We start from the raw sequence: 26,780 nt of genomic DNA on the forward strand, positions 1-26,780 counted from the left end.
GTCATAACGAAACGCTTTTACGAGGCGTAGGCATTCCATGACCTCGCAAAAACGTGAGTTATACCTTGAAAGTGGCAATTGTAGCAGCCAAACCTTCCCGTAGAAAGTTCGGATGGACGTCCAAGTAGCTTGCCGACTGCTGGACATCGTTGTCATCGACAACAACCGATTGGCGGCACTAAATCATAGTAGCACCGCCAACCTGCGCTGTCAAGACGTATTTTACTCGACTGTTGTATCTTCGAGCGCAACTGGCGCCTCATCTTCTTTGAGTTCTACATCACGGTAGACGGCCATTCCAGTACCAGCTGGAACGAGCTTACCGATGATGACGTTCTCTTTGAGTCCGAGGAGATAGTCGCGTTTCCCTTTGATTGCTGCATCTGTCAAGACGCGAGTCGTTTCTTGGAACGAAGCCGCTGAGAGGAACGAATCTGTCTCAAGCGAGGCTTTCGTGATCCCGAGAAGGACCGGTTTCGCAGTCGCTGGGTGTTTTCCATCACGAATCGCATCTTTACACGCTTCTTTGAAGACGCTGATGTCGACGAGTGATCCAGGGAGAAGTGGTGTGTCACCTGATTCGATGACTTTGACACGACGAAGCATTTGGCGAACCATGACCTCAACGTGCTTATCACCGATTTCTACCCCTTGCATCCGGTAAACTTTTTGAACTTCTTGGAGAAGATAGTTCTGAACACCAGACACACCACGGACGGCGAGCAATTCTTTCGGATCGATCGAACCTTCCGTGAAGACTTCACCGGCTTCTACTGTATCGCCGATTTGAACACGTAGACGTGCTCCGAATGGAATCGTGTATGAACGAGTCTCACTGAATCCTTCGACCGTGAGTTCACGCTTGTCACGCGATTCCGTGAAGTCGATGACCGTACCAGAGATTTCCGAGATGACCGCTTGACCTTTCGGGTTACGGGCTTCGAATACCTCTTGGATACGCGGAAGACCTTGTGTGATATCGTCTCCGGCAACCCCACCTGTGTGGAAGGTACGCATTGTAAGCTGCGTTCCTGGCTCACCGATTGATTGTGCGGCAATGATACCGACGGCTTCTCCGACTTCAACGTTAGATCCAGTCGCCAAGTTGCGTCCGTAACACTTCTTACATACGCCGTGTGACGTGTTACATGTAAAGGCTGTACGGATTTCAACTTTTTCAACACCCGCATCAACAATGATGCGTGCGATGTCTTCTGTGATCAATTCGTTCTTATCGATCAACACTTCGCCCGTTTCAGGGTGTGTGACCGTTTCGAACGACGTACGTCCGACGAGACGGTCGTACAAGCTTTCGATTTCTTCCGTACCTTCGCGGAGTGCAGAAACACGGATTCCGCGGTCTGTTCCACAATCTTCTTCACGGATGATGACATCTTGCGCTACGTCAACGAGACGACGCGTCAAGTAACCTGAATCGGCTGTCTTCAAGGCTGTATCGGCAAGACCTTTACGAGCCCCGTGAGTCGAGATGAAGTACTCTTGAACCGTCAGACCTTCACGGAATGACGATTTGATTGGAAGTTCGATGATGCGACCAGATGGAGCGGCCATCAAACCACGCATACCCGCAAGCTGCGTAAAGTTCGATGCGTTACCACGGGCACCTGAGTCAGACATCATGAAGATTGGGTTCAAGCGGTTGAGGGATTTCATCAATCGTGATTGAATTTCATCCTTCGCTTCGTTCCAAGCACGGACAACGCGCTCGTAACGCTCATCTTCAGTGATGAGACCACGACGGAACGACTTCATGATTTGGTCGACTTGTTTTTGTGCTTCGTCAAGAATTTCCTGTTTATCCGGAAGTACGATGATATCGGCAATCCCAACCGTGACACCCGCTTTTGTCGAGTGCTTGAAGCCAAGATCTTTCATCCGGTCAAGCATGCGGCTTGTTTCAGTCGTTTCAAACTTCTGGAACACTTCCGCGATGACTTTTCCAAGGAAACCTTTTTTGAACGGGTCGATGATTGGACGTGATGCGATTTCTTCCGCAACGTTCGCCCCTTTGTCGATGAAGTACTTATCAGGCGTTGCTTCCTGTAAGTTTTCCATCGTTGGCTCGTTCAAGTATGGGAACGTGTTTGGCAAGATTTCGTTGAAGATCATCTTACCAACAGTCGTAATGAGCAATTTCTCGTTCTGTTCGTCTGTGAACGTCGGGTTGTTGAGCGTACGTGCCGGAAGTGCCACACGCGAGTGCAAGTGGACATAACCGTTTTGGTAAGCAATCAACGCTTCGTTGACGTTCGAGAACACTTTCCCTTGACCGACGGCATCTTCACGTTCGAGTGAGATGTAGTAGTTACCGAGGACCATATCCTGCGATGGTGTAACAACTGGTTTTCCGTCTTTCGGGTTCAAGATGTTCTGTGCAGCGAGCATGAGAAGACGTGCTTCCGCTTGTGCTTCAGCAGAGAGCGGAACGTGGACAGCCATTTGGTCACCATCGAAGTCGGCGTTGTATGCCGTACATACGAGTGGGTGAAGGCGAATCGCACGACCTTCAACAAGAATCGGTTCGAATGCTTGAATACCAAGGCGGTGAAGCGTCGGGGCACGGTTCAAGAGGACCGGATGCTCACGAATGACTTCTTCAAGGACGCCCCAGATTTCAGGTTGCATCTTCTCGATTTTGCGTTTGGCGTTCTTGATGTTTGAAGCGATGCCGCGACCGACAAGCTCTTTCATCACGAACGGTTTGAAGAGTTCAAGTGCCATCTCTTTTGGAAGACCACACTGGTACATCTTCAAGTTCGGACCTACGACGATAACCGAACGTCCTGAATAGTCGACCCGTTTACCGAGAAGGTTTTGACGGAAACGACCTTGCTTCCCTTTCAACATATGTGAAAGTGATTTAAGCGGACGGTTACCAGGACCTGTTACCGGACGACCACGACGACCGTTGTCGATGAGGGCGTCAACCGCTTCTTGAAGCATACGCTTCTCGTTTTGCACGATGATGTTCGGCGCGCCGAGGTCGAGCAAACGTTTGAGACGGTTGTTCCGGTTGATGACTCGACGATACAAATCGTTCAAGTCAGATGTCGCAAAGCGTCCACCATCAAGCTGTACCATCGGGCGAAGCTCTGGTGGGATGACAGGAAGTACTTCAAGGATCATCCAGTCCGGATTGTTTCCTGAAGTGAAGAATGCATCGAGAACTTCCAAGCGCTTGATCGCACGTGTACGACGTTGACCTTGGACTGTTTTCAACTCTTCACGAAGCTCGCCTACTTCTTTTTCAAGATTCACGTCTTGAAGAAGTGTACGGATGGCTTCAGCACCCATGTCTGCTTTGAAGTCGCTACCGTATTTTTCACGGTAGAGACGGAATTCTTTTTCCGAGAGAAGTTGTTTCTTCTCAAGCGGAGTATCACCTGGCTCTGTGACCACGTAAGATGCGAAGTAAATGACTTCTTCAAGCGCACGTGGTGACATGTCGAGAACAAGCCCCATGCGGCTTGGAATCCCTTTGAAGTACCAGATGTGCGAAACTGGTGCCGCGAGCTCGATATGGCCCATTCGCTCGCGACGCACTTTCGCTTTCGTCACTTCAACGCCACAGCGGTCACAAATGACTCCTTTATAACGGATACGTTTGTATTTCCCACAGTAACATTCCCAGTCTTTCGTAGGACCGAAGATTCGTTCACAGAATAATCCGTCCTTCTCTGGTTTAAGTGTACGATAGTTGATCGTTTCCGGCTTTTTGACTTCACCATAAGACCACGAACGGATCTTCTCTGATGAAGCCAAGCCGATTTTCATATATTCAAATCGATTAACATCTACCAAGGGGCCGACCTCCCTTTTCGCCTTATTCCTCTTCCGTAACAGTCGGTTGAACGACTTGTTCTAACGCCGATGTTGCGTTCGGGATGTTGTCGTCATCTTCATCTTTCATTTCGACTTCTTCATCATCCGCTGACATCATCTTGACTTCCATACCGAGCGCTTGAAGCTCTTTGATCAAGACGCGGAATGATTCAGGAACGCCCGCTTTCGGAACGCTCTCGCCTTTCACGATGGCCTCATATGCTTTCACACGACCGACCGTGTCATCCGACTTGATTGTCAAGATTTCTTGGAGCGTGTAGGCTGCACCGTACGCTTCAAGAGCCCAAACTTCCATCTCCCCGAAGCGCTGACCACCGAACTGTGCTTTACCACCGAGCGGTTGTTGCGTGACGAGTGAGTATGGTCCTGTCGAACGAGCGTGAAGTTTGTCATCAACCATGTGCGCGAGTTTGATCATGTACATGACACCGACCGAGACGCGGTTATCGAACGGTTCACCCGTACGACCATCGTAGAGACGCGTTTTCGCATCTTTATCCATACCAGCTTCTTCAATCGTTGCCCATACGTCTTCCTCACGCGCTCCATCGAATACAGGTGTTGCCACTTTGATGCCGAGCTTCTTCGCCGCCATACCAAGGTGGAGTTCAAGTACCTGACCGATATTCATACGAGATGGTACCCCAAGCGGGTTGAGCATGATGTCAACCGGTGTACCGTCTGGCATGTATGGCATATCTTCTTCAGGGAGGATCCGCGAGATAACACCTTTGTTACCGTGACGTCCCGCCATCTTATCCCCTTCGTGAATCTTACGTTTTTGAACGATATAGACACGTACCATTTGGTTGACGCCTGGAGACAATTCGTCACCGTTCTCACGGTCGAACACTTTGACATCCAAGATAATTCCATCTCCACCGTTTGGTACACGAAGTGACGTATCACGTACTTCACGTGCCTTCTCACCGAAGATTGCGTGCAAGAGACGCTCTTCCGCCGTCAATTCTGTAACGCCCTTAGGTGTTACTTTACCGACGAGGATATCGCCATCCTTGACTTCAGCCCCGATGCGGATAATTCCGCGATCGTCCAAGTTACGAAGTGCATCATCTCCGACGTTTGGAATATCACGTGTGATTTCCTCTGGTCCGAGTTTCGTATCGCGTGACTCTGACTCGTACTCTTCGATATGAATCGACGTGTACACATCATCTTTCACGAGACGCTCACTCATGATGATCGCATCCTCATAGTTGTAACCATCCCATGTCATGAAGGCAACGACGACGTTACGACCGAGCGCGAGCTCACCCATATCCATCGATGGACCGTCTGCAAGGATTTCTCCTTTTTCAACACGGTCACCAGCTGCGATGATTGGTTTTTGGTTATAACATGTCCCTTGGTTCGAACGGACATATTTTTGAAGTTTGTAACGGTCCAAGTCACCCGAAACCTCAGAACCGTTCACGTCAGACGTGCGACGGATCAAGATTTCACGCGCTGTGACGCGTTCGACGACACCTGGGTATTTCGCAACGATGGCTGCCCCAGAGTCTTTCGCAGATACATACTCCATTCCAGTACCGACAATCGGTGAATCTGGTTGAAGAAGTGGTACTGCTTGACGTTGCATGTTCGCTCCCATGAGGGCACGGTTCGAGTCATCGTTCTCAAGGAACGGGATACATGCAGTCGCGGCAGAAACAACCTGTTTCGGCGAAACGTCCATGTAATCGACTCGGCTTGGCTCAACTGACAAGTTTTGTCCGCGGAAACGGCAAAGAACTTGTTCGTTCGCAAAGTGGCCTTCTTCTGTGAGCGGCATGTTCGCCTGTGCGACGACATAGAGGTCTTCCTCATCAGCCGTCATATATTGGATATCGCCAGTAACGAGACCCGTTTCTGGGTCAACACGACGATATGGTGCTTCAATGAAACCGTACTCGTTCACTTTCGCATAAGACGAGAGTGAGTTGATGAGTCCGATGTTCGGTCCCTCTGGTGTTTCGATTGGACACATCCGACCGTAGTGCGAATAGTGAACGTCTCGAACTTCGAAACCAGCACGTTCACGTGTCAAACCACCCGGTCCAAGTGCAGAGAGACGACGCTTGTGCGTAAGCTCTGCGAGCGGGTTTGTTTGGTCCATGAACTGTGACAATTGCGAGCTACCGAAGAACTCTTTAAGTGATGCGATAACCGGGCGGATGTTGATGAGCGCCTGTGGCGTGATCGCGTTTTGATCTTGAATCGACATACGTTCTTTTACGACACGTTCCATACGGGAAAGCCCGATCCGGAATTGGTTTTGGAGAAGTTCTCCGACTGAACGAAGACGACGGTTTCCTAAGTGGTCGATGTCATCTGTTGTTCCGACTTCGTGAAGTAAGTTGAAGAAGTAGTTGATTGAAGCGATAATATCGGCTGGCGTAATATGTTTTACGCTACGGTCGATATTGCCATTTCCGATGATGTTCAAGATACGCTCTCCATCTGGGTCATCCGGTGAGACGACTTTGATTGATTGAAGACCGAACGGTTCACCTTCAGCGACACCACCAGTTGGTTCCGCGTCGACATAACCGAGTCCGTTCTCCAAATGCGGGAGAATACGATCGAGGTTGCGACGATCGAGGACGGTTCCAGCTTCAGCGAGTACTTCGCCTGTTTCTGGGTCCACGAGCGTTTCCGCTAACTTTTGACCGAACAAACGGTTCTTAAGATGAAGTTTTTTGTTCATCTTATAGCGACCGACATTTGCTAAGTCATAGCGTTTCGGGTCGAAGAAACGTGACACAAGAAGTGATTTCGCGTTTTCTACTGTTGGTGGTTCACCAGGACGTAGACGCTCGTAAATCTCGATCAACGCTTTTTCTGTAGACTCTGTATTATCTTTTTCAAGGGTGTTACGAAGGTATTCGTCATCTCCGAGAAGGTCGATAATTTCTTGGTCCGTACCGAATCCGAGGGCACGCAACAACACCGTTACCGGAATTTTACGGGTACGGTCGATACGAACATAAACGATATCTTTGGCATCTGTCTCGAGTTCGAGCCAAGCACCACGGTTCGGGATGACAGTTGCGCCAAATCCACGTTTACCGTTTTTATCGAGTTTAGCGTTATAGTACACGCTCGGTGAACGAACAAGCTGGGAAACGATGACGCGTTCTGCACCATTAATGATAAATGTTCCCGATTCTGTCATGAGCGGGAAATCCCCCATGAATACTTCTTGTTCTTTGAGCTCACCTGTCTCTTTGTTTTGGAGACGTACTTTTACGCGAAGTGGCGCAGAATAAGTAACGTCGCGCTCCTTCGATTCATCGATTGAATACTTCGGCTCGCTGAGCGAGTAATCGATGAACTCCAATACGAGGTTTCCTGTGAAATCGGAAATCGGTGAAATGTCCGTAAACATCTCTTTCAATCCTTCACGCAAGAACCACTCGTAAGAAGCAGTTTGAATTTCAATCAAATTCGGAAGCTCTAGAACCTCACTGATACGGGCATAGCTTCTTCTCTGACGGTGACGACCGTACTGAACAAGTTGACCAGTCAACTGATTCACCTCTCAGACCCCCAATTCTTTAGCGAATTTTTCGGGCGTAATAATCGAACATTGTCATTGAATGTCGCTCGTTTTCCGTCTCTAAAAAGCGGCAGACACGGCAGTTTCAAGCGAATTCCATTCCAATGGCATTTTATAATGTTAGCATATACGTTATAGCGAGTCAACAAGACTTCACCGTTTGTCAAGACCGAATTGCTCGGAAAATAAAGTAACCTTTCTCCTTCGCCATCGTTTCGACTTGACCAAACACCTCTTCTAATAGCTTTTTAGCAGAAGGTGCTCCTTGTTTCTTTTGAATGACGACATAAATTGCTCCTCCATCGACGAGGTGCGTATGTGCTTCACGCAAGATCGTATGGACGACTTGTTTCCCCGCACGAATCGGCGGATTGGTGACAATGGCGGCAAACCGTTCTCCCCCCACCGCGTCATACGCGTGAGAAAGCCGTGTTTCGACCGTCACTCCATTACGGGCGGCGTTTTGCTCAGAGAGCGCCAGCGCACGCTCATTCACATCGATGAGCAAGGCCTCACGCCCAGAGGCATCGGCAAGCGAGATCCCCATCGGACCATAGCCGCAGCCTACATCTAAAATACGTCCCGACACATCAGGCATCTCAAACGTTTCAATTAAAAGACGTGACCCAAAATCGACCGATCCTTTCGAGAACACACCGCGGTCCGAAGTGAAATGATACTGTTTCCCTCGCAACTCGTACGTCCATGTCTCTGGGGCACTTTCCGAACGTGGATCGTTCGTATAGTAATGATCTCCCATGCGTTGAACCTCCTAACCCATTCTTCAAGGAAATAAAAGAAGCTCGCCATGGCGAGCTTCTATAGGTTGTGAAGTTGAATTACTTAACTTCAACAGATGCGCCAGCTTCTTCAAGCTTAGCTTTGATTGCGTCAGCGTCTTCTTTAGAAACGCCTTCTTTGACTGGAGCTGGAGTTCCGTCAACGAGTGCTTTTGCTTCTTTAAGGCCGAGACCTGTGATTTCACGAACAGCTTTGATGACGTTGATTTTACCAGCGCCAGCGTTTGTGAGGATTACGTCGAATTCAGTTTTCTCTTCAGCTGCTGCGCCTGCGCCAGCACCTGCAACTGCTACTGGAGCTGCTGCTGATACGCCGAATTCTTCTTCGATTGTTTTTACGAGTTCGTTAAGTTCGAGAACCGTCATTGATTTGAGGTCTTCGATGAATTGCTCTTTGTTGAAAGCCATTATGGTTTTCCTCCTTTGATGTTGTAAAAAAGTTTTTTGAGTTACGCTACGCGACAAAAATTAAGCTGATTGCTCTTCTTTTTGTTCTGCGATTGCGTTTGTTGCGACTGCGAGCCCACGGATTGGAGCTTGAAGTACGCTGAGAAGCATCGAGAGAAGACCATCGCGTGATGGAAGTTCTGCAAGGGCTTTGATTTCTTCGAGTGAAGAAACTTTACCTTCGATGATTCCGCCTTTGAGTTCGAGCGCTTTGTGCTCTTTCGAGAAGTCGTTCAAGATCTTCGCTGGAGCGATCACGTCTTCGTTTGAGAAGGCGATTGCTGTAGGACCAGTGAAGACTTCGTCAAGACCTTCGAAGTTCGACTGAGTAGCTGCGCGGCGAAGAAGACCGTTCTTGTAAACTTTGAACTCGATTCCAGCGTCACGGAGTGATTTACGGAGTGTAGTCACTTCTTCAACTGTAAGTCCGCGGTAGTCAACAACAACTGTTCCAACGCTCGCTTGCATTTTCTCAGCGATTTCATCGACGAGTGCCGATTTCTGAGCTACGATTTTTTCGTTTGCCATGTGTTTGCACCTCCTAGTCAATTCTTATACCGGACGAGAGGCTGCTCTCCAAAAGAAATCCCTCGTATGAAGACATACGAGGGCGTAATTGTTTGAAAGTAAACCTGTGACAACAGGCTCAAGTTCGAGCAAAGACACCTCGGAAGGGTTTACGGACCGATGTCCACCTTCTGTCTACGGTAATCCAACATATTCGGTTGAACGTGTATTACTTTATCAGCGGTGTCACACGTTGTCAACAATTTATTTCAACAAGATTACTTAAGGAAATCTGCAGTCGCTACACGGATCCCAGGACCCATTGTAGATGAAAGCGAGATGTTTTTAAGGTAAGTTCCTTTTGCAGTAGCAGGCTTCACTTTCATGAGTGTTTCGAGAATTGTCTCGATGTTCTCAGAGAGTTTAGATGCTTCAAATGATTTCTTACCAACTGGAACGTGGATGTTACCAGCTTTATCAACACGGTATTCAACTTTACCAGCTTTGATATCCGCGATTGCTTTTTCTACGTCGAAAGTAACTGTTCCTGTTTTCGGGTTAGGCATGAGGCCTTTAGGTCCGAGAACACGACCAAGTTTACCAACTTCACCCATCATGTCAGGTGTCGCAACGATTACATCGAAGTCGAACCATCCTTGTTGGATTTTGTTGATGTACTCAGCGTCGCCAACGTAGTCTGCTCCAGCAGCTTCCGCTTCTTTCACTTTCTCACCTTTAGCGAAGACGAGAACTTTTTGTGTTTTACCAGTACCGTGTGGAAGTACAACGGCACCACGGATTTGTTGGTCTGCTTTCTTCGGATCTACGCCGAGACGGACAGCAACTTCGATTGTTTCATCGAATTTAGCAGTAGCTGTTTTTTGAACGAGCTCGACAGCTTCAGCGAGGTCGTATGACATCGTGCGGTCAACAAGCTTAGCTGCTTCTTGGTGTTTTTTACCCATGATCTTTTCCTCCTTGTGGTTAGCGGAATTTCCTCCCACATAATGAAGGGATTGAAGGTGAGCAGTATTCACCGACAACCCCAGAGACTAACAATTAGTCTTCGATTACAATACCCATACTACGTGCAGTACCTTCAACCATAAGCATCGCTGTTTCTACAGATGATGCGTTAAGGTCAGGCATTTTAAGTTCAGCGATTTCGCGAACTTTGTCACGCTTAACCGTTGCTACTTTCTTACGGTTTGGTTCACCAGAACCACTCTCGATACCAGCAGCTTTCTTCAAGAGAACTGCAGCTGGTGGAGTTTTCGTAATGAATGTAAACGAACGATCTTCGTATACCGTGATGACTACAGGAATAATCAATCCGGCTTGGTCTTGTGTACGAGCGTTGAACTCTTTACAGAATCCCATGATGTTAACACCTGCTTGACCAAGTGCTGGACCTACTGGTGGAGCTGGGTTTGCTTTACCAGCTGGGATTTGAAGTTTAACGAGTTTAGAAACTTTTTTCGCCACGAGACACACCTCCTTAAGTCTAAAATGTGGTTTCTTGGACGTTGTGCGCCCTCCCACTCAATCTATTAGGTCGAGTTTGTACCGAAATAAAGCACAACATCAAACATTTTCGATTGTACCATCCGTTTTACGGATTAGCAAGTGGGTTTAGTTAATTTTCTGAACTTGTTCGAAATCAAGCTCAATTTTTGTTTCACGACCGAACATGTCGACCACGACTTTGAGCTTCTCTTTGTCGGCTTCAATCTCGTCGATTGTTCCTTCAAAGTTCTCAAATGCGCCTTCTTTCACGCGGACAAGGTCACCAAGTTCATAGTTGTAACGATCTTTCTTCTCGATGAGTCCCATTTGTGACAAGACGTTTGTCACTTCGTCCGGTTGGAGTGGGATCGGTTTCGCCCCACCACCTGTTGAACCGAGGAAGCCGGTGACGTTTGGTGTGTTGCGGACAACATACCATGAATCGTCAGTCATGACCATCTCTACGAACACATAGCCCGGGAAACTTTTGACTTCACGTTCTTTGATTTTCTTCTCGCCACTCTTTAATGTGACTTCTTCTTGCGTCGTTTCAGTCGGGACGAGGACGCGGAAAATTTTATCTTCCATGTTCATCGAACCGATTCGACGTTCTAGGTTTTCTTTGACGTTATTCTCAAAACCTGAGTACGTCTGGACAACAAACCATTGTTTCTCCACGGCTTTCACCTCTTCCTTAGTTAATCAATAAATTGACGAGATAGCTGACTCCACTATCTACGCCGAACACGAACAGGCCAATCACGACAACAGTCGCGATGACAGTAATGGTATATTTCGTGAGTTCTTTACGAGTTGGCCAACTCGTTTTCTTTAACTCTTTCCATACGTCGCGCAAAAAGTTCATGGTAGCTTCCTCCTACATTGAATGCCAATCTACGTTACTTTGATTCCCGATGCATCGTATGCGCGTTACAGCGTCGACAAAACTTTTTCATTTCAAGCCGTGTCGACATGCCGTCTTTTTTTGTCGTCGAGTATTCTCTAGACCCGCATTCTGAGCAAGCGAGACTTACTTTCTTTGCCATTCATAAGCGCCCCTTTCGACTACTCCCTCTTAAAAAAGAGCGAAAAAAAAACGCCTCCTGTAAATGGCGTCTACGGACAAGGCGCTGCTTTTAAAGTATCACATAGGAGGCACGCGGTCAATAATCGGTTAGCTCGTGAGCATACGGACATCGACGTGACGTTCGAATTTCTTCTTCACACGTTGCAAGGCATTATCGATTGATTTGACGTGACGATCGAGGTCGTCGGAAATCTCTTGATACGAACGGCCATCTAAATAAAGACGCAATACTTTCCGCTCGAGGTCACTTAAAATCTCATCCATCTTCGCTTCCATGAATGTCTGCTCTTCCTGGGTCACAATCAGTTCCTGTGGATCTGTCGGATGCGGCGGTAAGATGACATCGAGTAACGTTCGATCCGACTCTTCATCAAAAATTGGTTTGTCGAGTGATACATATGAATTGAGCGGAATATGTTTTTGACGCGTCGCCGTCTTAATTGCTGTAATCATCTGACGCGTAATGCACATCTCGGCAAAACTTTTGAATGAAGCAAGTCGTTCGTCTTTATAGTCGCGAACTCCTTTATAGAGCCCGATCATCCCTTCCTGCACGATATCCTCATGATCTGCGCCAATCAAAAAGTAAGAGCGTGCCTTCGCACGTACAAAATACCGGTATCGTTCAATCAAAAACTCGAGCGCATCGCTATCCCCTTCGTTGCGTGCCAATAAGACCAACTCTTCGTCTGACATTTTTTCAAACTGTTCGTACGGCCATCCGTTCATGCTCGTTACCCCCCGGCGATTGATCCTGAACTATGTAAGGTTGTGTCCCATTATAGGACTCCCTACTCCTATGCGTCAAACAAATTTCTAAAAATTCCGTCAATTCAATACTGTGTAACTTATATATGTAATAGTATACAACATTCCTTTGCAAAAAAATGTCAAAATCGAAACAAAGACGAGTCCAATTCATGAACTCGCCCGTGATTTCAGTCACCTTTTGATTTGCGCCGCCGCATTTCCTCGAACTTCGCTTGGATATGCGGTGGAAAATCGATTGTCTTTCGATTCGATTGTTCCTTTTCTAGCGATATACGCTGTTGCTCAATCAGTGTTTTCGCATGCTTCCAATCTTTCAACAGTTCTGTTGCCGGTACACGTAATGCACCTTGTCCAAAAATGACCCACTGTTCGGTAAAATCGTTTGTCGCTACGAACAACGTGACCAACCGGTTATCCACTAATTCGTGGGCCCGTCGCTCAATCCATTCGTCTGCCGTCTCATTTTCTTTCGTATAGACGACATCGACGCGACTTCGTTTCTCTTTCGATTCACGACCATATCGCATATGGGCGTCAAACACGATCGTGACCTCTTTGCCGGACACAGCCTGATATTCTGCCATCGCCTCAATCAACAGATTGCGTGCTTGTTCAAAGTCCACGTCCCGTAAACTTCTCAGGTGGGGCCACGCACCAATGATATTATATCCGTCAACAAGAAGGAGCTCGCGCTTTAAGATACTCATGCCAATGGATGACGTGAGCGATGCACCTCATACAGAAGGAGTGCCGCTGCAACTGATGCATTGAGTGACGTGACATGACCGACCATCGGCAAATGAACGAGAAAGTCGCATGATTCGCGCACGAGTCGACTCATGCCTTTCCCCTCACTTCCAATGACCACAACAAGTGGCATATTCCCATCCAATCGCCGGTAGTCCTGACTCTCTTTCGCATCCGTACCGACAATCCAAAGTCCTTTTTCTTTCAATTCTTCGAGGGTTCGCGTCAAGTTTGTCACGCGCGCCACCGGAATATGTTCAATCGCACCGGTCGACGCTTTGGCGACGGTTTGAGTCAAACCGACCGAGCGACGCTTCGGAATAATGATTCCGTGTGCACCGACGGCATCGGCAGTACGTAAAATCGAGCCGAGGTTGTGCGGGTCTTCGAGCTCATCTAGCAAAATAAAGAGCGGTGTTTCTTCTTTTGAAGCCGCGAGGGCAAACATGTCTTCAATGGTTTTGTATTCGTATGCTGCCACTGCCGCCACGACACCTTGATGATGTTCACTTCCAGCCATCTTCTCAAGCTTTGTTTTCGGTACGAACGATACTTGAACAGATGCTTCATTCGCCATTGCGATGATCTGCGCGAGCGGTCCTTTTTGTTGACCTTCCATGATAAATACTTTATTCATATCCCGACCACTACGGAGTGCCTCGAGCACAGGGTTTCGACCATAGAGGAAATCGATTCCCTCTTCCATTACATCGACTTCTTTATAATCCGGACGCTCCGCCTTTTGGCGACGCGGGCGCTCTGGTCGTTCTCCGCGCGGGCGGTCAAACGTTCGTTTTTCCGCTCCCCGTTTTCCGTCATGTCGTTTCGGGCGACTCGGCTTCGAGTCGTTCGAACGCTTGTTTGATGAGTTCTTCAAGACGATCCCTTCTTTCTGTCAAATAGATATATCCAATCAATGCCTCAAATGCCGTAGAATACCGATACGTATGCACATCGACCCGTTTGGGGATCGAGCCTGACTTCGCATTCTTGCCTCGTCTGACAACGGCTTGTTCTTCTTCCGTCAACACGTCCGTCTCTAACCAATGGGTCACGACGTTCGCTTGCGCTCGCGCATTCACGTAGCGGACAGCGCCTCGATGTAAATCGTTCGGGCGCGTCAATCCTGTCTCAAGCAGTCGTTTTCGTACAGCCAATTCATACACCACGTCCCCCATATAAGCGAGCGCGAGAGCATTCATCTGTTTCGGTTGCATCATAACCGCTTCCACCGAACCCCTTGGGCCGTGTCTTCGAGTTGGATGTTTTGTTCTTTTAGTAAATCGCGAATCTCGTCCGCCCGAGCAAAATCACGTGCAGCCCGTGCATCGTTCCGCTCTTGAATCAATTGATCAATCTCCGCATCAAGCAATTCTTTTTCTTCTACCAATGTCAATCCGAGTACGCCTGTCAATTCGTCGAATAACGATAGGATCTGTTCAAGTGTCGCTTTCGCTACATGGTCTGCCTTCGCATAAATATTAGCTTCTCTTGCTAAGTCGAAAAGGACGGTTACGGCATTTGCCGTATTGATATCATCATCCATCGATTCGATGAATGAAGCCTTGATCGATTCTAATTTCCGCTCCATCGACTCGCTCGGTTCACCAAGTCCAGCCGTAACCGATAAACGATACTCGATATTTTGATACGCTTCTTTGATTCGGCTCCAACCGTTTGCCGCTTGTTCAATCAATTCACGGCTATAGTTGATCGGATGACGGTAATGGACAGACAACATGAAGAAGCGAAGTACCATCGGGTCAACTTCTTTTAGCGCCTCATGGACGAGGAGGAAGTTCCCGAGCGATTTGGACATCTTCTCGTTTTCGATGTTGATGAACCCGTTATGGAGCCAATAGTTCGCAAATTTCGCATGGTTGCAGGCTTCTGACTGGGCAATCTCGTTCTCGTGGTGTGGGAATTTTAAATCATGACCGCCCGCATGGATATCAATTGTGGTCCCGAGATGTTTTTTCGCCATCGCCGAGCATTCGATATGCCAGCCGGGACGTCCTTTGCCCCATGGACTCTCCCATGATGGTTCATCGGGCTTCGCCGCTTTCCATAAAACGAAGTCGAGCGGATCTTCTTTCTTTTCTCCGACGTCGACACGTGAGCCAGCTCGTAAATCTTCAATCGATTGTTGACTCAACTTCCCGTATGTCTCAAATTTTTTCGTTCGGAAGTAGACATCTCCTTCTGATTCGTAGGCAAACCCTTCCGTCTCTAACTGACGGATGAATGCGATGATTTCTTCCATCGTATCGGTAACTCGTGGGTGTACATCGGCGGGTTGCACGTTGAGAGCTCCCGTATCAGCTAAGTACGCCTCGATGTACCGGTTCGTCAACGTTTCTGTATCTTCTCCTAATTCATTGGCGGTGCGAATGATTTTGTCATCCACGTCCGTGAAGTTCAAGACGTATTTCACTTCGTACCCGCGATAAGTCAAATAGCGACGTACCGTGTCGAAGGCGATTGCCGGACGCGCATTCCCGACATGGATGTAGTTGTAGACGGTCGGTCCACACACGTACATGGATACTTTACCTGGGACAATCGGGACAAACGGTTCTTTTTTATTCGTGAGACTGTTGTACAGCTGAATCATGTGTCTTCTCCTCCATCCGCTTCTCAAGCGTTTCTAATTTATGTTGAAGTTCTGCCACAGCGTTTTCAAGACGTTCTTGGCACTCACGATCTGGATCTGGTAAACGATGGTCCAAATCATGTTGTTTCACACGTTTACCATTGCGAATGACGACACGCCCTGGAATCCCGACCACAGTCGAGTCAGACGGCACATCATTTAACACGACCGAACTTGCTCCGATTTTGACGCAATCGCCAATCGTGATATTTCCAAGTACTTTCGCTCCCGCTGAAATGAGCACGTCACTTCCAATCGTCGGATGACGCTTCCCTTTTTCTTTCCCTGTTCCACCGAGTGTGACGCCCTGATAAATCGTCACGTCATTTCCGATAATCGCCGTCTCTCCAATGACGACACCGAAGCCATGGTCAATAAACACACGGTTACCTAAAACGGCGCCGGGATGAATCTCGATTCCCGTCAACCACCGGCTGAATTGAGCCAACAATTTGGCCACTAGCTTCACGTTACGTTTCCATAATCCGTGCGCGATACGATGCGCCCAGATTGCGTGTAATCCCGGATAAGTCAAGGCCACCTCGACTTTTGAACGGGCGGCGGGGTCTAGTTCCAGGACAGTCCGTAAATCTTCACGTACACTGCTCCAAAATCCCATAGTTGATATCTCCTTTTCTAATACAAAAACAAAGACGCCCCTGTGCCAAGGCACAGAGACGCCATAAGCGCGGTTCCACTCTGTTTGGGAAAATGCGTTCCCCTCTCAAGTCTCGTTAACGCCGAGTCACGGCCTCGACTACATATCGCCGAGACGGCTCCGAGGTGCACTTCTTCGGGGAACACATCTAGAACTCCCAGCCTAGGTTCTAGTCTCTGTAACGTGTCGTACCGCTTACTTTCCTCATCGATGCCTTTATTACGCTAATAAAGTTGTCAGACGCTTCAATACGCGCTCTTTTCCGATTAACGAAATCGCGTTCGGAAGCTCTGGTCCATGTGTTTGTCCTGTCGTAGCGACACGGATTGGCATGAACAAGTTCTTTCCTTTTTGACCAGTTGCTTTTTGCGTCGCTTTCGTCGCCGCTTTAATCGCTTCTGGCGTGAAGTCTTCGATTCCTTCAAGCTGTTGTTTGAACTCTGCAAGGACAGCGGGTACCGTTTCACCAGAAAGAACAGCATTCGCTTCCTCGTCATACTCGATTTCATCTTTGAAGAACAAGTCTGTCAACGCAACGATTTCTGCACCGTGCGTCATTTGTTCTTTATACAATGCAATCAAGTTTGTGGCCCAATCCGCTTCCTCGACAGATACCGCCTCGGGTAATCGTCCTGCTTCTTGTAAGAATGGTAAACTGAGTGCCACCACTTCGTCAAGCGTGGCCTTCTTCATGTATACACTGTTGATCCAAGAAAGTTTTTGTTGGTCAAATACAGCTGGACTCTTCGACAATCGGTTCGCATCAAACATTTGAATGAATTCTTCTTTTGAGAAGATTTCTTCTTCACCGACCGGTGACCACCCAAGAAGCGAAATAAAGTTGAAGAGCGCTTCTGGCAAGTAACCGAGATCCGCATATTGTTCGATAAACTGAATGATCGACTCGTCTCGTTTTGACAACTTCTTATGTTGATCGTTATAGATGAGCGTCATGTGACCGAATTCAGGATACTCCCAACCGAGTGCGTCATAAACCATCATCTGTTTTGGTGTATTCGCAATGTGATCGTCTCCACGCAATACGTGACTGATCTTCATCAAATGGTCGTCCACAACAACCGCGAAGTTGTATGTCGGGATACCATCTTGTTTCACGATGACCCAGTCCCCAAAATCTTTCGATTCAAACGAGACGTCTCCTTTGACGACATCCGTCCATTTATACGTCACACCTTCCGGCACACGGATACGGATAGACGGTTTACGACCTTCCGCTTCAAACGCTTCACGTTCTTCGACAGTGAGGTTACGGTGCGCACCAGAATAACGCGGTGCTTCTCCTCGTGCGATTTGTGCTTCACGCTCTGCTTCAAGTTCCTCAGACGTCATGTAGCACTTGTAAGCGAGGCCTTTACTCATCAATTCGTTGACGTATTTTTCATAGAGCGAAAGACGTTCCATTTGGTAATAAGGACCGTAGTCCCCGTCACGACCTGGACCTTCATCCCAGTCGATGCCGAGCCATTCCAAGTATTTCATCTGACTCTCAACACCGTTCAACACATTCCGTTTCTGGTCAGTGTCTTCAATCCGAAGAATCATTTTTCCGCCTGCATGGCGAGCAAATAAGTAGTTAAACAACGCAGTCCGCGCATTTCCGATATGGAGATGCCCCGTCGGACTAGGCGCATAGCGTACACGCACTTCACTCATAATAGTTCCACCTTTCTTCTCTTCTGCCCAAATAGTATACCATTTCTGTCAAGCCCGGTTGAGTAAGATGACCGCCTGCGCCGCGATTCCTTCTTCACGTCCTGTGAAGCCGAGTTTTTCTGTCGTTGTTGCCTTCACGTTCACCTGTTCGATGTCCGCTTCTAGCAAATTGGCAATGACCGCGCGCATCTCATCAATATATGGACGGAGTTTTGGCCGTTGTGCCATGACCGTCGCATCAACATTCCCAAGAACGTATCCTCGGTCTTTCACGAGCTGCCAAACATGACGAAGCAATACTTTTGAATCTGCGTCTTTGAATTCCGGATCCGTGTCCGGGAAATGCTTCCCGATATCTCCTGCTGCAATCGCTCCAAGCGCTGCATCAGCAATCGTATGAAGTAACACGTCCGCATCAGAATGACCGAGAAGGCCGCGCTCGTGCGGAATCTCAATCCCTCCTAAAATTAACGGGCGTCCTTCTGCGAATGCATGTACATCAAATCCTTGACCAATTCTCATTGTAATTCCTCCTTCGCTAAAATCGCTTCACCAAATAATAAATCTTCGGGTGTCGTCATTTTGATATTATGATAATCGCCGAGAACCACCTGTACCGATTCTCCGAGCCATTCAAATAAACTCGCGTCATCCGTTCCCATTACATGTTGTTCGGACGCTCGTTTATGCGCATCCAAAATTGCGTTGATCGGAAAGGCTTGTGGGGTTTGAGCCAACCACAAGTTTTCACGAGGGACGGTACGTTCAATGTTTTGATGCTCAACTTGTTTGACCGTATCTTTTACAGGCACTGCTAAGATGGCACCACCTTGACGCGCCGCTTCAGCCACTTGATGCAAGTGTTCTCGTTTTACAAACGGACGAGCACCATCGTGAATCATGACAATCGTGTCAGTCGAAACTACTTTTAGTCCGGCGTAAACACTCTGTTGTCGTTCTTCCCCGCCTGTCACATATGTAACCGGTGTTTTCATATGCGCCGTCATTGTTTCAAACCAACTTCGCTCCTCCGAACGAATGGCTAAAACAATCCGCTCACACCATGGATCGGTATCGAATGCTTGGAGTGTCCATGCAATAATCGGTTTACCACGTAGCGATAGCATGAGCTTATTCGCGTCTGCTCCCATTCGTTTCCCTCTCCCAGCAGCCGGAATCACAACCGTATACGTTACCATCTAAAAACCTCTCTTCGTGAAAAAAGAGAGCGCTCGCGCGTCTCTTTTTTATGAATTATTCAGGACGAGCAAAAATCATTCTTCCAGCTGACGTCTGTAAGACACTCGTCACGACAACAGGTAACGTCTTCGAAATCAACTTACGTCCACCTTCCACGACGACCATCGTCCCATCTTCAAGATAGGCGACGCCTTGATTTTGCTCTTTCCCTTCTTTAATGACCGTCACGACCATCTCTTCGCCAGGAATGACGATTTGTTTAACGGCATTTGCTAGGTCATTAATATTCAAGACAGGAACATTCCGTACCTCGCACACTTTGTTTAAGTTGTAGTCATTCGTGACGACAATCCCATTTTTCAATTCAGCCAGTTTAATCAATTTGATATCAACTTCCGGTACGTCTTCAAAGTCCCCATCGTAAATTTCGACTTGAATACGCTTATTCTCTTGAAGTTCTTTCAATATATCGAGACCACGACGACCACGATTCCGCTTCAATGTATCGGAAGAGTCGGCAATGTACTGCAGTTCGCCGATGACGAATTGTGGAACAATCAATGTCCCTTCTACAAATCCCGTTGTGGCGATGTCAGCGATGCGTCCATCAATGATGACACTCGTGTCTAAAATTTTATCATTTGAACGTTTCACTGGGGCTGCCGTCTTATCCCGTTCACTCTTCACAAATAATTTAATCCATTCGTTACGCTTCCGATACCCGACCGCGAAACCAAAGTAACCAAACAGCGCTGTGACAAAAATCGGGACGATTTTACTCAGTAAGAAAATATTCGTGACTTCAAGCGACACACTGATCAAAAAGGCAATCAAAAGCCCGATAATGAGTCCGATCGAACCGAATAAAATATCTCCTACCGGTAAACGGACGAGCCGTTCCTCGACAAAACGAATAAATGCAACAACACCATCGGTTAAGAATAAACTAAGAATGAAGAAGATAAGTCCACCAATCAAACTTGCTACGTATGGAATCGTTAACCATTCCGGCACATTCATGCCAAGGTCTCCTAATAAAAGCGTCGCCTCGATAATTCCGAACCAACCCACGACGAGTCCAATCAAAATAAATCCGATTCGTACAGCAATCTTCACTCATTCCACCTCCTTCTATATGAAATAAAATTTCAAAAAATAACACTTTCATTGTAACATGATTTTTTCAATCACGTTCGTTACAAAGCGTTAAAAACTGCCAGTGGCGACCCGTTAGAACGGAATCGCCAACTGGAGTGCTTCATCCACTGTTCCGACCCCAACGACTTCAATGCCTGCGGGTGCGGTCCACCCACCCATATTATTCTTCGGTATAATCGCCCGGGTAAACCCTAACTTCGCCGCTTCGGCGACACGCTGTTCGATTCGGGATACGCGCCGCACTTCCCCGGTCAATCCAACCTCACCGATGCAGACATCTGTCGGACGGGTTGGACGGTCACGAAAACTCGAAGCAATCGAGACACAAATCGCAAGGTCAATCGCAGGCTCATCTAGTTTGACGCCACCCGCCGCTTTCAAGTAAGCATCTTGTGTTTGAAGCAACAAACCTGATCGTTTCTCAAGGACGGCCATGAGAAGCGCGACCCGGTTTTGATCGATTCCCGTCGCCATGCGTCTCGGGTTACCGAACGACGTCGGCGAAATGAGTGCTTGGAGTTCTACAAGTACCGTTCGTGTCCCTTCCATCGAGGCGACGACCGTAGAACCCGACACACCGGCGGTTCGTTCCTCTAAGAAAATTTCGGACGGATTGAGGACTTCTTCTAGCCCACTCTCTTTCATCTCGAAAATTCCGATTTCATTGGTTGAACCGAAACGGTTTTTCACGGCTCGCAATATACGGAACGTATGATGACGTTCCCCTTCAAAGTAAAGTACCGCATCGACCATATGCTCGAGTAAACGTGGTCCCGCAATCGAACCTTGTTTTGTTACGTGACCGACGATGAAGACAGCAATTCCTCGTGTTTTTGCGATCTTCATCAGGGCGGCCGTACATTCTCGAACTTGTGAAACGCTACCTGGAGCCGATTGAATTTCATCCATATACACCGTTTGAATCGAATCGATGATGACGAATCCAGGTTGTTCCTCATCGATGACCCGCTCAATCATCAACATGTCTGTCTCAGCGAGTACGTATAAATCTTCAGTCGGTAAGCCGAGACGCTCCGCCCGTAGTTTTGTTTGCTTGAGTGATTCTTCACCCGAGATATACAGCACCTTTTTGCCACTATGGGCTAAGTGGGCGCTGACCTGTAATAGAATGGTCGACTTCCCGATTCCCGGGTCCCCGCCGACTAAAACGAGTGAACCTGGGACAATCCCACCGCCGAGCACGCGGTCAAATTCACGACTATTCGTATGCACGCGCGTCTCTTCTTGTGAGACGACGTTCGCTAATCGTTCCGGTTTCAATTGTCGCGATGAACTATGCACAAAGGCCGCTCCACGTTTGGCTTTCTTCTCTTCTACAAACTCTTCGACGAGTGTATTCCATTCATTACAACCCGGACAACGCCCCATCCACTTGGCTGATTCATATCCGCACGATTGGCAGACGTATTTCGTTTTAATTTTGGCCATAAGTTCCCTTCCTGTCTAAAAAAAGCTCCCTCTAAACGACGAGGGAGCTGAATGATTTACTGAACTACACCTTCGTTACGAACGACGAACTCTCCATCTTGTACGTCGAGCGCAACTTTACTGCCTCTAGCGATTGTACCGCCGAGCATTGCTTCTGAGAGGCGGTCCTCCACTTCCCGTTGAAGGGCACGACGGAGAGGGCGGGCCCCGTATTCCGGATCGTAGCCGACATCGGCAATTTTATCGAGTGCCGCATCCGTCAAGCTGAAATCAACACCTTGTTCGGCGAGACGTTTCTTGAGCGTCTCTGCCATAAGTTTGATGATTTCTTGAATGTGTTCTTTTTGAAGTGAGTGGAATACCGTGATTTCATCAATCCGGTTCAAGAACTCAGGTCGGAACGCTTTCTTCAATTCCTCGAGTACTTTGTCCTTCATTTCTGTATACTCACGTTTCACATCATCTTCCACTGTGAATCCTACATATTTGTTTCGTTGAAGCGCTGCGGCTCCGACGTTAGACGTCATGATGATGACGGTGTTTCGGAAGTCGACTGTGCGACCTTTCGAATCCGTCAAGCGGCCGTCGTCAAGTACTTGAAGCAAGATGTTAAATACTTCAGGGTGCGCTTTTTCAATCTCATCGAGTAGAATGACCGAGTACGGCTTCCGGCGTACCTTTTCTGTCAACTGACCGCCTTCTTCGTACCCGACATAACCAGGAGGCGAACCGACGAGACGGCTCGTCGCATGTTTTTCCATGTACTCGGACATGTCGATTCGAATGATGGCATCTTCATCGCCAAACATCGCTTCAGCAACCGCACGCGCGAGTTCGGTTTTCCCGACTCCGGTAGGTCCAAGGAAGATAAATGAGCCGATTGGACGTTTTGGATCTTTCAATCCAGCACGGGCACGACGGATGGCACGAGAAATCGATTTCACTGCATCGTCTTGACCGATGACTCGGTTGTGAAGAATCGATTCGAGTTTGAGGAGACGGTCCGTCTCTTCTTCCGCGATCTTCGTGACCGGTACACCAGTCCAGTTGGCGACAACTTGAGCGATATCTTCTTTTGTCACTTCAAGTTTTTCATTTCCTTGCTTGTTCTGCCATTCTGCTTTCAACTCTTCTAACTCATCGCGTAATTTTTGTTCTGTATCACGGAGAGAAGCTGCTTTTTCAAACTCTTGACTTTGAACAGCAGAGTCTTTTTCTTTACGAATCGATTCAAGGCGCGACTCCAACTCTTTCAAGTTCGGTGGTGCCGTGAATGAGCGAAGTCGTACTTTTGATGCCGCCTCATCAACAAGGTCAATCGCTTTGTCTGGTAAGAAACGATCTGAGATATAACGGTCAGAGAGGACGACCGCCTCATGAATCGCCGTATCTGTAATCGTCACACGGTGGTGTGCCTCGTAGCGATCGCGTAAGCCGAGTAGAATTTGTTCTGCTTCTTCTGTCGTCGGCTCATTCACTTGAATCGGTTGGAAGCGTCGTTCAAGTGCCGCATCTTTCTCGATATACTTGCGATATTCGTCGAGCGTTGTCGCCCCGATACATTGAAGCTCTCCACGAGCCAGTGACGGTTTGAGGATGTTTGACGCGTCAATTGCACCTTCTGCGCCACCCGCACCAATCAAGGTATGCAACTCATCGATGAAGAGAATGACGTTACCAGCCTGACGAATTTCGTCCATGACCTTTTTCAATCGGTCTTCGAACTCACCACGGTATTTTGTCCCTGCTACGAGAGTACCCATATCAAGTACCATGACGCGTTTGTTACGAAGTGTCTCTGGCACTTCGTTGTTAATGATTTGTTGAGCAAGACCTTCGACGACAGCCGTTTTCCCGACTCCTGGCTCCCCAATGAGAACTGGGTTGTTCTTTGTTCGACGAGACAGGACTTCAATGACACGTTGAATCTCACCTGCACGTCCGATGACTGGGTCTAAGCGTGATTCACGAGCTTGTTGTGTCAAGTCACGTGCCAACCCGTCAAGTGTTGGTGTAGCAGCGCTCGCGCCTGGTTGTGATGCATTTGAAGATGACTCCGTGTTCCCAAGGAGTTGTAAGACTTGTTGACGTGCTTTCGTCAAACTGATTCCAAGGTTATTGAGGACACGCGCTGCGACCCCTTCTCCTTCACGAATCAATCCAAGCAAAATGTGTTCCGTTCCAACGTATGAATGTCCCAATTTTCGAGCTTCATCCATTGAGAGTTCAATAACCTTCTTCGCACGTGGCGTGTAATGAATCGTTGACCCATTCTCAGACCCACGTCCAATCAAAGATTCTACTTCTTGCTGAATTTTTTCAGAAGTCAATCCGAGAGCGAAGAGCGCTTTAGCCGCAATCCCTTCTCCTTCACGAACCAATCCTAATAAAATATGTTCTGTACCAATATTATGATGGCCAAGACGTACGGCTTCCTCTTGTGCTAAAGCTAATACGCGTTGTGCTCGTTCTGTAAATCGTCCAAACATCATTGACATAACCTCCTTAGAGTTGGATCAAACTAAGCCTTGATCTAACGTTCGACGAACGAGTGTCGCTCGTTCTCGATCCCGTTCTTGCGTAGATAATGTTTTCCCGAAATGTTTTTGTAGAAAACCTGATTGTATCCGAACAATGAGTTCATGAAACTTCGGTGGACTCCAATCAGACAAAATGCCCAGGTCACTCGCTAAGTGTAAATCTGATAGTCGTTCGATGGCTTCGGTGGATGACAGAAGTTTGGCATACCGTAAAATCCCATACGACCGATAAAATCGATCTTCTAACTCAACTTGTCGATTTGCGACGAGCTCTTCACGCGCGTGACGTTCTGCTTGAATCACTTGTTCTGTCACTTCCATAAAGTCAGCCAGTATTTGTGACTCATGACTGCCCAATGTTCGTTGATTGGATAACTGGAACAAGCGTCCTGCCGCATCACTTCCTTCACCGTAGCGACCTCGAATCGTATAGCCAAGTTTTCGAAGTTCTCGTAATATCGGACTGATTCGGCCCGTTAACGTGAGTCCCGGTAAGTGTAACATGACCGAGGCCCGGAGTCCTGTTCCGATATTACTTGGACATGTCGTCAAATAACCTAACTGTTCGTCAAAGGCGTAAGAGAGTGATTCCGCACACAGTGCATCTACTTGATTCGCTAACTCAAACGCTTCTTTCACTTGATAACCCGGAAGCAATGTTTGAATTCGCAAGTGGTCTTCTTCATTAATCAACACACTGATGGTTTCATCCTCGCTTAAAAAGACGGCACTTTCTTCATTGGCCGCGATGGCCGGACTAATCAAGTGTTTCTCCATCAACGCCTGCCGGGTGACCTCATCATAATCATGCATATGAAGATATTCAAATCCCTTTAATCCGCGTAAACGTCCTTCGAGACGGTCACACAATTGACGTTCTCCTTCTTTAGAAAGGACTGGAGAAAACACAGTGTCTTTCACATTCCGTGCCAATCGAATTCTTGTGGAGACGACCAAGTCATCCAGTTTGGCACGCTCTTTCATTTTTGGACCAAGTGGATGTGTTAGGAACGTTTCCATCAAACATCACCCTGCCCTTCTAATTGCTTCATTTCTTTTTGAATGCGTGCTGCCCGTTCATAATCTTCTTGTTCGACAGCACGGGTCAACTCCCCTGCCAACTTTTCAAGCCGCTCTTCAATTCGTTCATGCGGCGTACGTAACTGGTCAGGAATAGAACCGACGTGATGATCATGTCCTTGCTGATATTGACGCGTGATCTTGACCAGTTCATCACGAAATACCGTATAACACGTCGCACATCCTGCTTTTCGGACACGTAATAAATCTTGACGCGTCATGTGACAGGTCGGGCAGCGTTTCACGTCCGGGACGTAGCCTGTCATCAGTTCTACCGTACACTGTCGACATAGTCGTTTTTTTACGGGTACACCTTGTTCCATGACGACGACCTCATTGACAGCCGGTCGTTGTTTACAACGTTCGCATAACATTCGACTTATCCTCCATTACGATAACGAAGTACTTTCATCAATGTGAGTAATTGTTGACGACGAATAAAGGAACGATCATCAACTTGTAAGTTCAATGCTTCATCTGATAAGAGATGATAAATCAACTGGGCTTCTTGCTCATGCATCATTTGCTCTTCGACTAACCGAACAAGTACATTTTCTACGAGCTGTTCATTCAGTCGTGGGTGCTCATGAATGACCTCCATCAAACTAGATAGAATGTCTTGTTTCTCGTGTAACACAACGCGTCGAATACGAATATATCCACCACCGCCACGTTTACTTTCCACTAAATATCCTTTTTCGACGGTAAAACGTGTGTTGATGACGTAATTGATTTGGGATGGGACACATTCGAATCGTTGCGCGATATCTTGACGTTTGATTTCAATCGCATTCGCCTGACTTTCCTTCAACACTTGCTTCAAATACTGTTCAATGACATCCGAAATATTTCTCATCTCCACCACCCTCTGACCATCTTTGACTTTTGACTATATTTTATCATTGATTTAAAAAAAGGCAAACGAAAAGCGATGCCCTCTATGGAGAGCACCGCTATATCAAAAAACGACCGAGCGCTATGCTCGGTCGTCCTGCGTTGTTGCCTGGCAACGTCCTATCCTCACAGGGGGAGATCCCCCAACTACTTTCGGCGCTGAGACGCTTAACTTCCGTGTTCGGC

Annotated in this window: 25 protein-coding genes, 1 rRNA gene and 2 other annotated features; all 26 genes read right to left on the reverse strand. The window is 47.7% G+C overall.

All coding sequences use genetic code 11. The annotated features are described in order from the left end of the window. Positions 1-222: 222 nt before the first annotated feature. Entirely contained in the window at positions 223-3,822 is a 3,600-nt protein-coding gene (gene rpoC / locus KNO90_RS14070; protein ID WP_012727684.1) for a DNA-directed RNA polymerase subunit beta', read from the reverse strand. A gap of 22 nt (positions 3,823-3,844) precedes the next feature. Continuing rightward, positions 3,845-7,393, reverse strand: coding sequence for a DNA-directed RNA polymerase subunit beta (gene rpoB / locus KNO90_RS14075; RefSeq protein WP_214743088.1), 3,549 nt, complete (start codon positions 7,391-7,393; stop codon positions 3,845-3,847). 193 nt (positions 7,394-7,586) lie between these two features. Beyond that, on the reverse strand, positions 7,587-8,183 hold the full coding sequence (locus KNO90_RS14080) for a class I SAM-dependent methyltransferase (RefSeq protein ID WP_214743077.1): 597 nt from the start codon (positions 8,181-8,183) through the stop codon (positions 7,587-7,589). 79 nt (positions 8,184-8,262) lie between these two features. After that, on the reverse strand, positions 8,263-8,631 hold the full coding sequence (rplL, locus tag KNO90_RS14085; RefSeq protein ID WP_012727687.1) for a 50S ribosomal protein L7/L12: 369 nt from the start codon (positions 8,629-8,631) through the stop codon (positions 8,263-8,265). Between the two features lie 60 nt (positions 8,632-8,691). Beyond that, complete coding sequence (rplJ, locus tag KNO90_RS14090; protein WP_214743076.1) at positions 8,692-9,198, reverse strand: 50S ribosomal protein L10; 507 nt, start codon at positions 9,196-9,198, stop codon at positions 8,692-8,694. Between the two features lie 44 nt (positions 9,199-9,242). After that, positions 9,243-9,396, reverse strand: a sequence feature (ribosomal protein L10 leader region). 59 nt (positions 9,397-9,455) lie between these two features. After that, positions 9,456-10,142, reverse strand: a complete 687-nt coding sequence (gene rplA / locus KNO90_RS14095) for a 50S ribosomal protein L1 (protein ID WP_214743075.1) — start codon at positions 10,140-10,142, stop codon at positions 9,456-9,458. A gap of 94 nt (positions 10,143-10,236) precedes the next feature. Then, positions 10,237-10,662, reverse strand: coding sequence for a 50S ribosomal protein L11 (rplK, locus tag KNO90_RS14100; protein ID WP_012727690.1), 426 nt, complete (start codon positions 10,660-10,662; stop codon positions 10,237-10,239). 147 nt (positions 10,663-10,809) lie between these two features. Beyond that, positions 10,810-11,361, reverse strand: a complete 552-nt coding sequence (nusG, locus tag KNO90_RS14105; protein WP_012727691.1) for a transcription termination/antitermination protein NusG — start codon at positions 11,359-11,361, stop codon at positions 10,810-10,812. Positions 11,362-11,377: 16 nt separating this feature from the next. Further along, entirely contained in the window at positions 11,378-11,548 is a 171-nt protein-coding gene (gene secE / locus KNO90_RS14110; RefSeq protein ID WP_214743074.1) for a preprotein translocase subunit SecE, read from the reverse strand. A 34-nt stretch (positions 11,549-11,582) separates the two neighbouring features. Then, the gene (rpmG, locus tag KNO90_RS14115) at positions 11,583-11,729 is read right to left on the reverse strand and encodes a 50S ribosomal protein L33 (RefSeq protein WP_214743073.1); all 147 of its coding nucleotides are present in this window, start codon (positions 11,727-11,729) and stop codon (positions 11,583-11,585) included. A gap of 128 nt (positions 11,730-11,857) precedes the next feature. Then, the gene (gene sigH / locus KNO90_RS14120; protein ID WP_031421852.1) at positions 11,858-12,499 is read right to left on the reverse strand and encodes an RNA polymerase sporulation sigma factor SigH; all 642 of its coding nucleotides are present in this window, start codon (positions 12,497-12,499) and stop codon (positions 11,858-11,860) included. Positions 12,500-12,708: 209 nt separating this feature from the next. Then, the gene (locus tag KNO90_RS14125) at positions 12,709-13,248 is read right to left on the reverse strand and encodes a YacP-like NYN domain-containing protein (RefSeq protein WP_214743072.1); all 540 of its coding nucleotides are present in this window, start codon (positions 13,246-13,248) and stop codon (positions 12,709-12,711) included. Beyond that, the gene (rlmB, locus tag KNO90_RS14130) at positions 13,245-13,994 is read right to left on the reverse strand and encodes a 23S rRNA (guanosine(2251)-2'-O)-methyltransferase RlmB (RefSeq protein WP_214743087.1); all 750 of its coding nucleotides are present in this window, start codon (positions 13,992-13,994) and stop codon (positions 13,245-13,247) included. The genes KNO90_RS14125 and rlmB overlap by 4 nt, the downstream gene beginning before the upstream one ends. Before the next feature lie 109 nt (positions 13,995-14,103). Then, positions 14,104-14,508 (reverse strand): Mini-ribonuclease 3, encoded by a 405-nt coding sequence (locus KNO90_RS14135; RefSeq protein ID WP_214743071.1) that lies wholly within the window; start codon positions 14,506-14,508, stop codon positions 14,104-14,106. Beyond that, positions 14,505-15,902, reverse strand: coding sequence for a cysteine--tRNA ligase (cysS, locus tag KNO90_RS14140; protein WP_214743070.1), 1,398 nt, complete (start codon positions 15,900-15,902; stop codon positions 14,505-14,507). Before cysS ends, KNO90_RS14135 begins: the two co-directional genes overlap by 4 nt. Further along, positions 15,871-16,560, reverse strand: a complete 690-nt coding sequence (gene cysE / locus KNO90_RS14145) for a serine O-acetyltransferase (protein ID WP_214743069.1) — start codon at positions 16,558-16,560, stop codon at positions 15,871-15,873. The genes cysS and cysE overlap by 32 nt, the downstream gene beginning before the upstream one ends. A gap of 51 nt (positions 16,561-16,611) precedes the next feature. Next, positions 16,612-16,819: a binding site (T-box leader), on the reverse strand. Continuing rightward, a complete protein-coding gene (gltX, locus tag KNO90_RS14150) occupies positions 16,819-18,276 on the reverse strand; it encodes a glutamate--tRNA ligase (protein ID WP_214743086.1) in 1,458 nt (485 codons plus the stop codon). It overlaps the preceding feature by 1 nt. 45 nt (positions 18,277-18,321) lie before the next feature. Further along, positions 18,322-18,795, reverse strand: a complete 474-nt coding sequence (ispF, locus tag KNO90_RS14155; RefSeq protein WP_214743068.1) for a 2-C-methyl-D-erythritol 2,4-cyclodiphosphate synthase — start codon at positions 18,793-18,795, stop codon at positions 18,322-18,324. After that, positions 18,792-19,472: a 2-C-methyl-D-erythritol 4-phosphate cytidylyltransferase gene (ispD, locus tag KNO90_RS14160; RefSeq protein ID WP_215113879.1), complete on the reverse strand. Its 681-nt coding sequence runs from the start codon at positions 19,470-19,472 to the stop codon at positions 18,792-18,794. Before ispD ends, ispF begins: the two co-directional genes overlap by 4 nt. A 55-nt stretch (positions 19,473-19,527) precedes the next feature. Continuing rightward, positions 19,528-20,589 (reverse strand): PIN/TRAM domain-containing protein, encoded by a 1,062-nt coding sequence (locus tag KNO90_RS14165; protein WP_214743066.1) that lies wholly within the window; start codon positions 20,587-20,589, stop codon positions 19,528-19,530. Between the two features lie 114 nt (positions 20,590-20,703). Next, entirely contained in the window at positions 20,704-22,080 is a 1,377-nt protein-coding gene (radA, locus tag KNO90_RS14170) for a DNA repair protein RadA (RefSeq protein WP_214743065.1), read from the reverse strand. A 56-nt stretch (positions 22,081-22,136) separates the two neighbouring features. Beyond that, positions 22,137-24,572, reverse strand: a complete 2,436-nt coding sequence (locus KNO90_RS14175; protein WP_012727705.1) for an ATP-dependent Clp protease ATP-binding subunit — start codon at positions 24,570-24,572, stop codon at positions 22,137-22,139. 24 nt (positions 24,573-24,596) lie between these two features. Next, positions 24,597-25,640 carry a protein arginine kinase gene (locus KNO90_RS14180; protein WP_215113880.1) on the reverse strand — a complete coding sequence of 348 codons (1,044 nt, stop codon included), beginning with the start codon at positions 25,638-25,640 and terminating at the stop codon, positions 24,597-24,599. Further along, a complete protein-coding gene (locus tag KNO90_RS14185; RefSeq protein ID WP_214743063.1) occupies positions 25,640-26,074 on the reverse strand; it encodes a UvrB/UvrC motif-containing protein in 435 nt (144 codons plus the stop codon). Before KNO90_RS14185 ends, KNO90_RS14180 begins: the two co-directional genes overlap by 1 nt. 5 nt (positions 26,075-26,079) lie before the next feature. After that, positions 26,080-26,556, reverse strand: a complete 477-nt coding sequence (locus tag KNO90_RS14190; protein ID WP_214743062.1) for a CtsR family transcriptional regulator — start codon at positions 26,554-26,556, stop codon at positions 26,080-26,082. A gap of 145 nt (positions 26,557-26,701) precedes the next feature. Next, positions 26,702-26,780 (reverse strand): 5S ribosomal RNA (gene rrf / locus KNO90_RS14870); the annotation flags it as partial.

This window comes from Exiguobacterium sp. s63, from assembly GCF_018617335.1.
GTDB lineage: Bacteria > Bacillota > Bacilli > Exiguobacteriales > Exiguobacteriaceae > Exiguobacterium.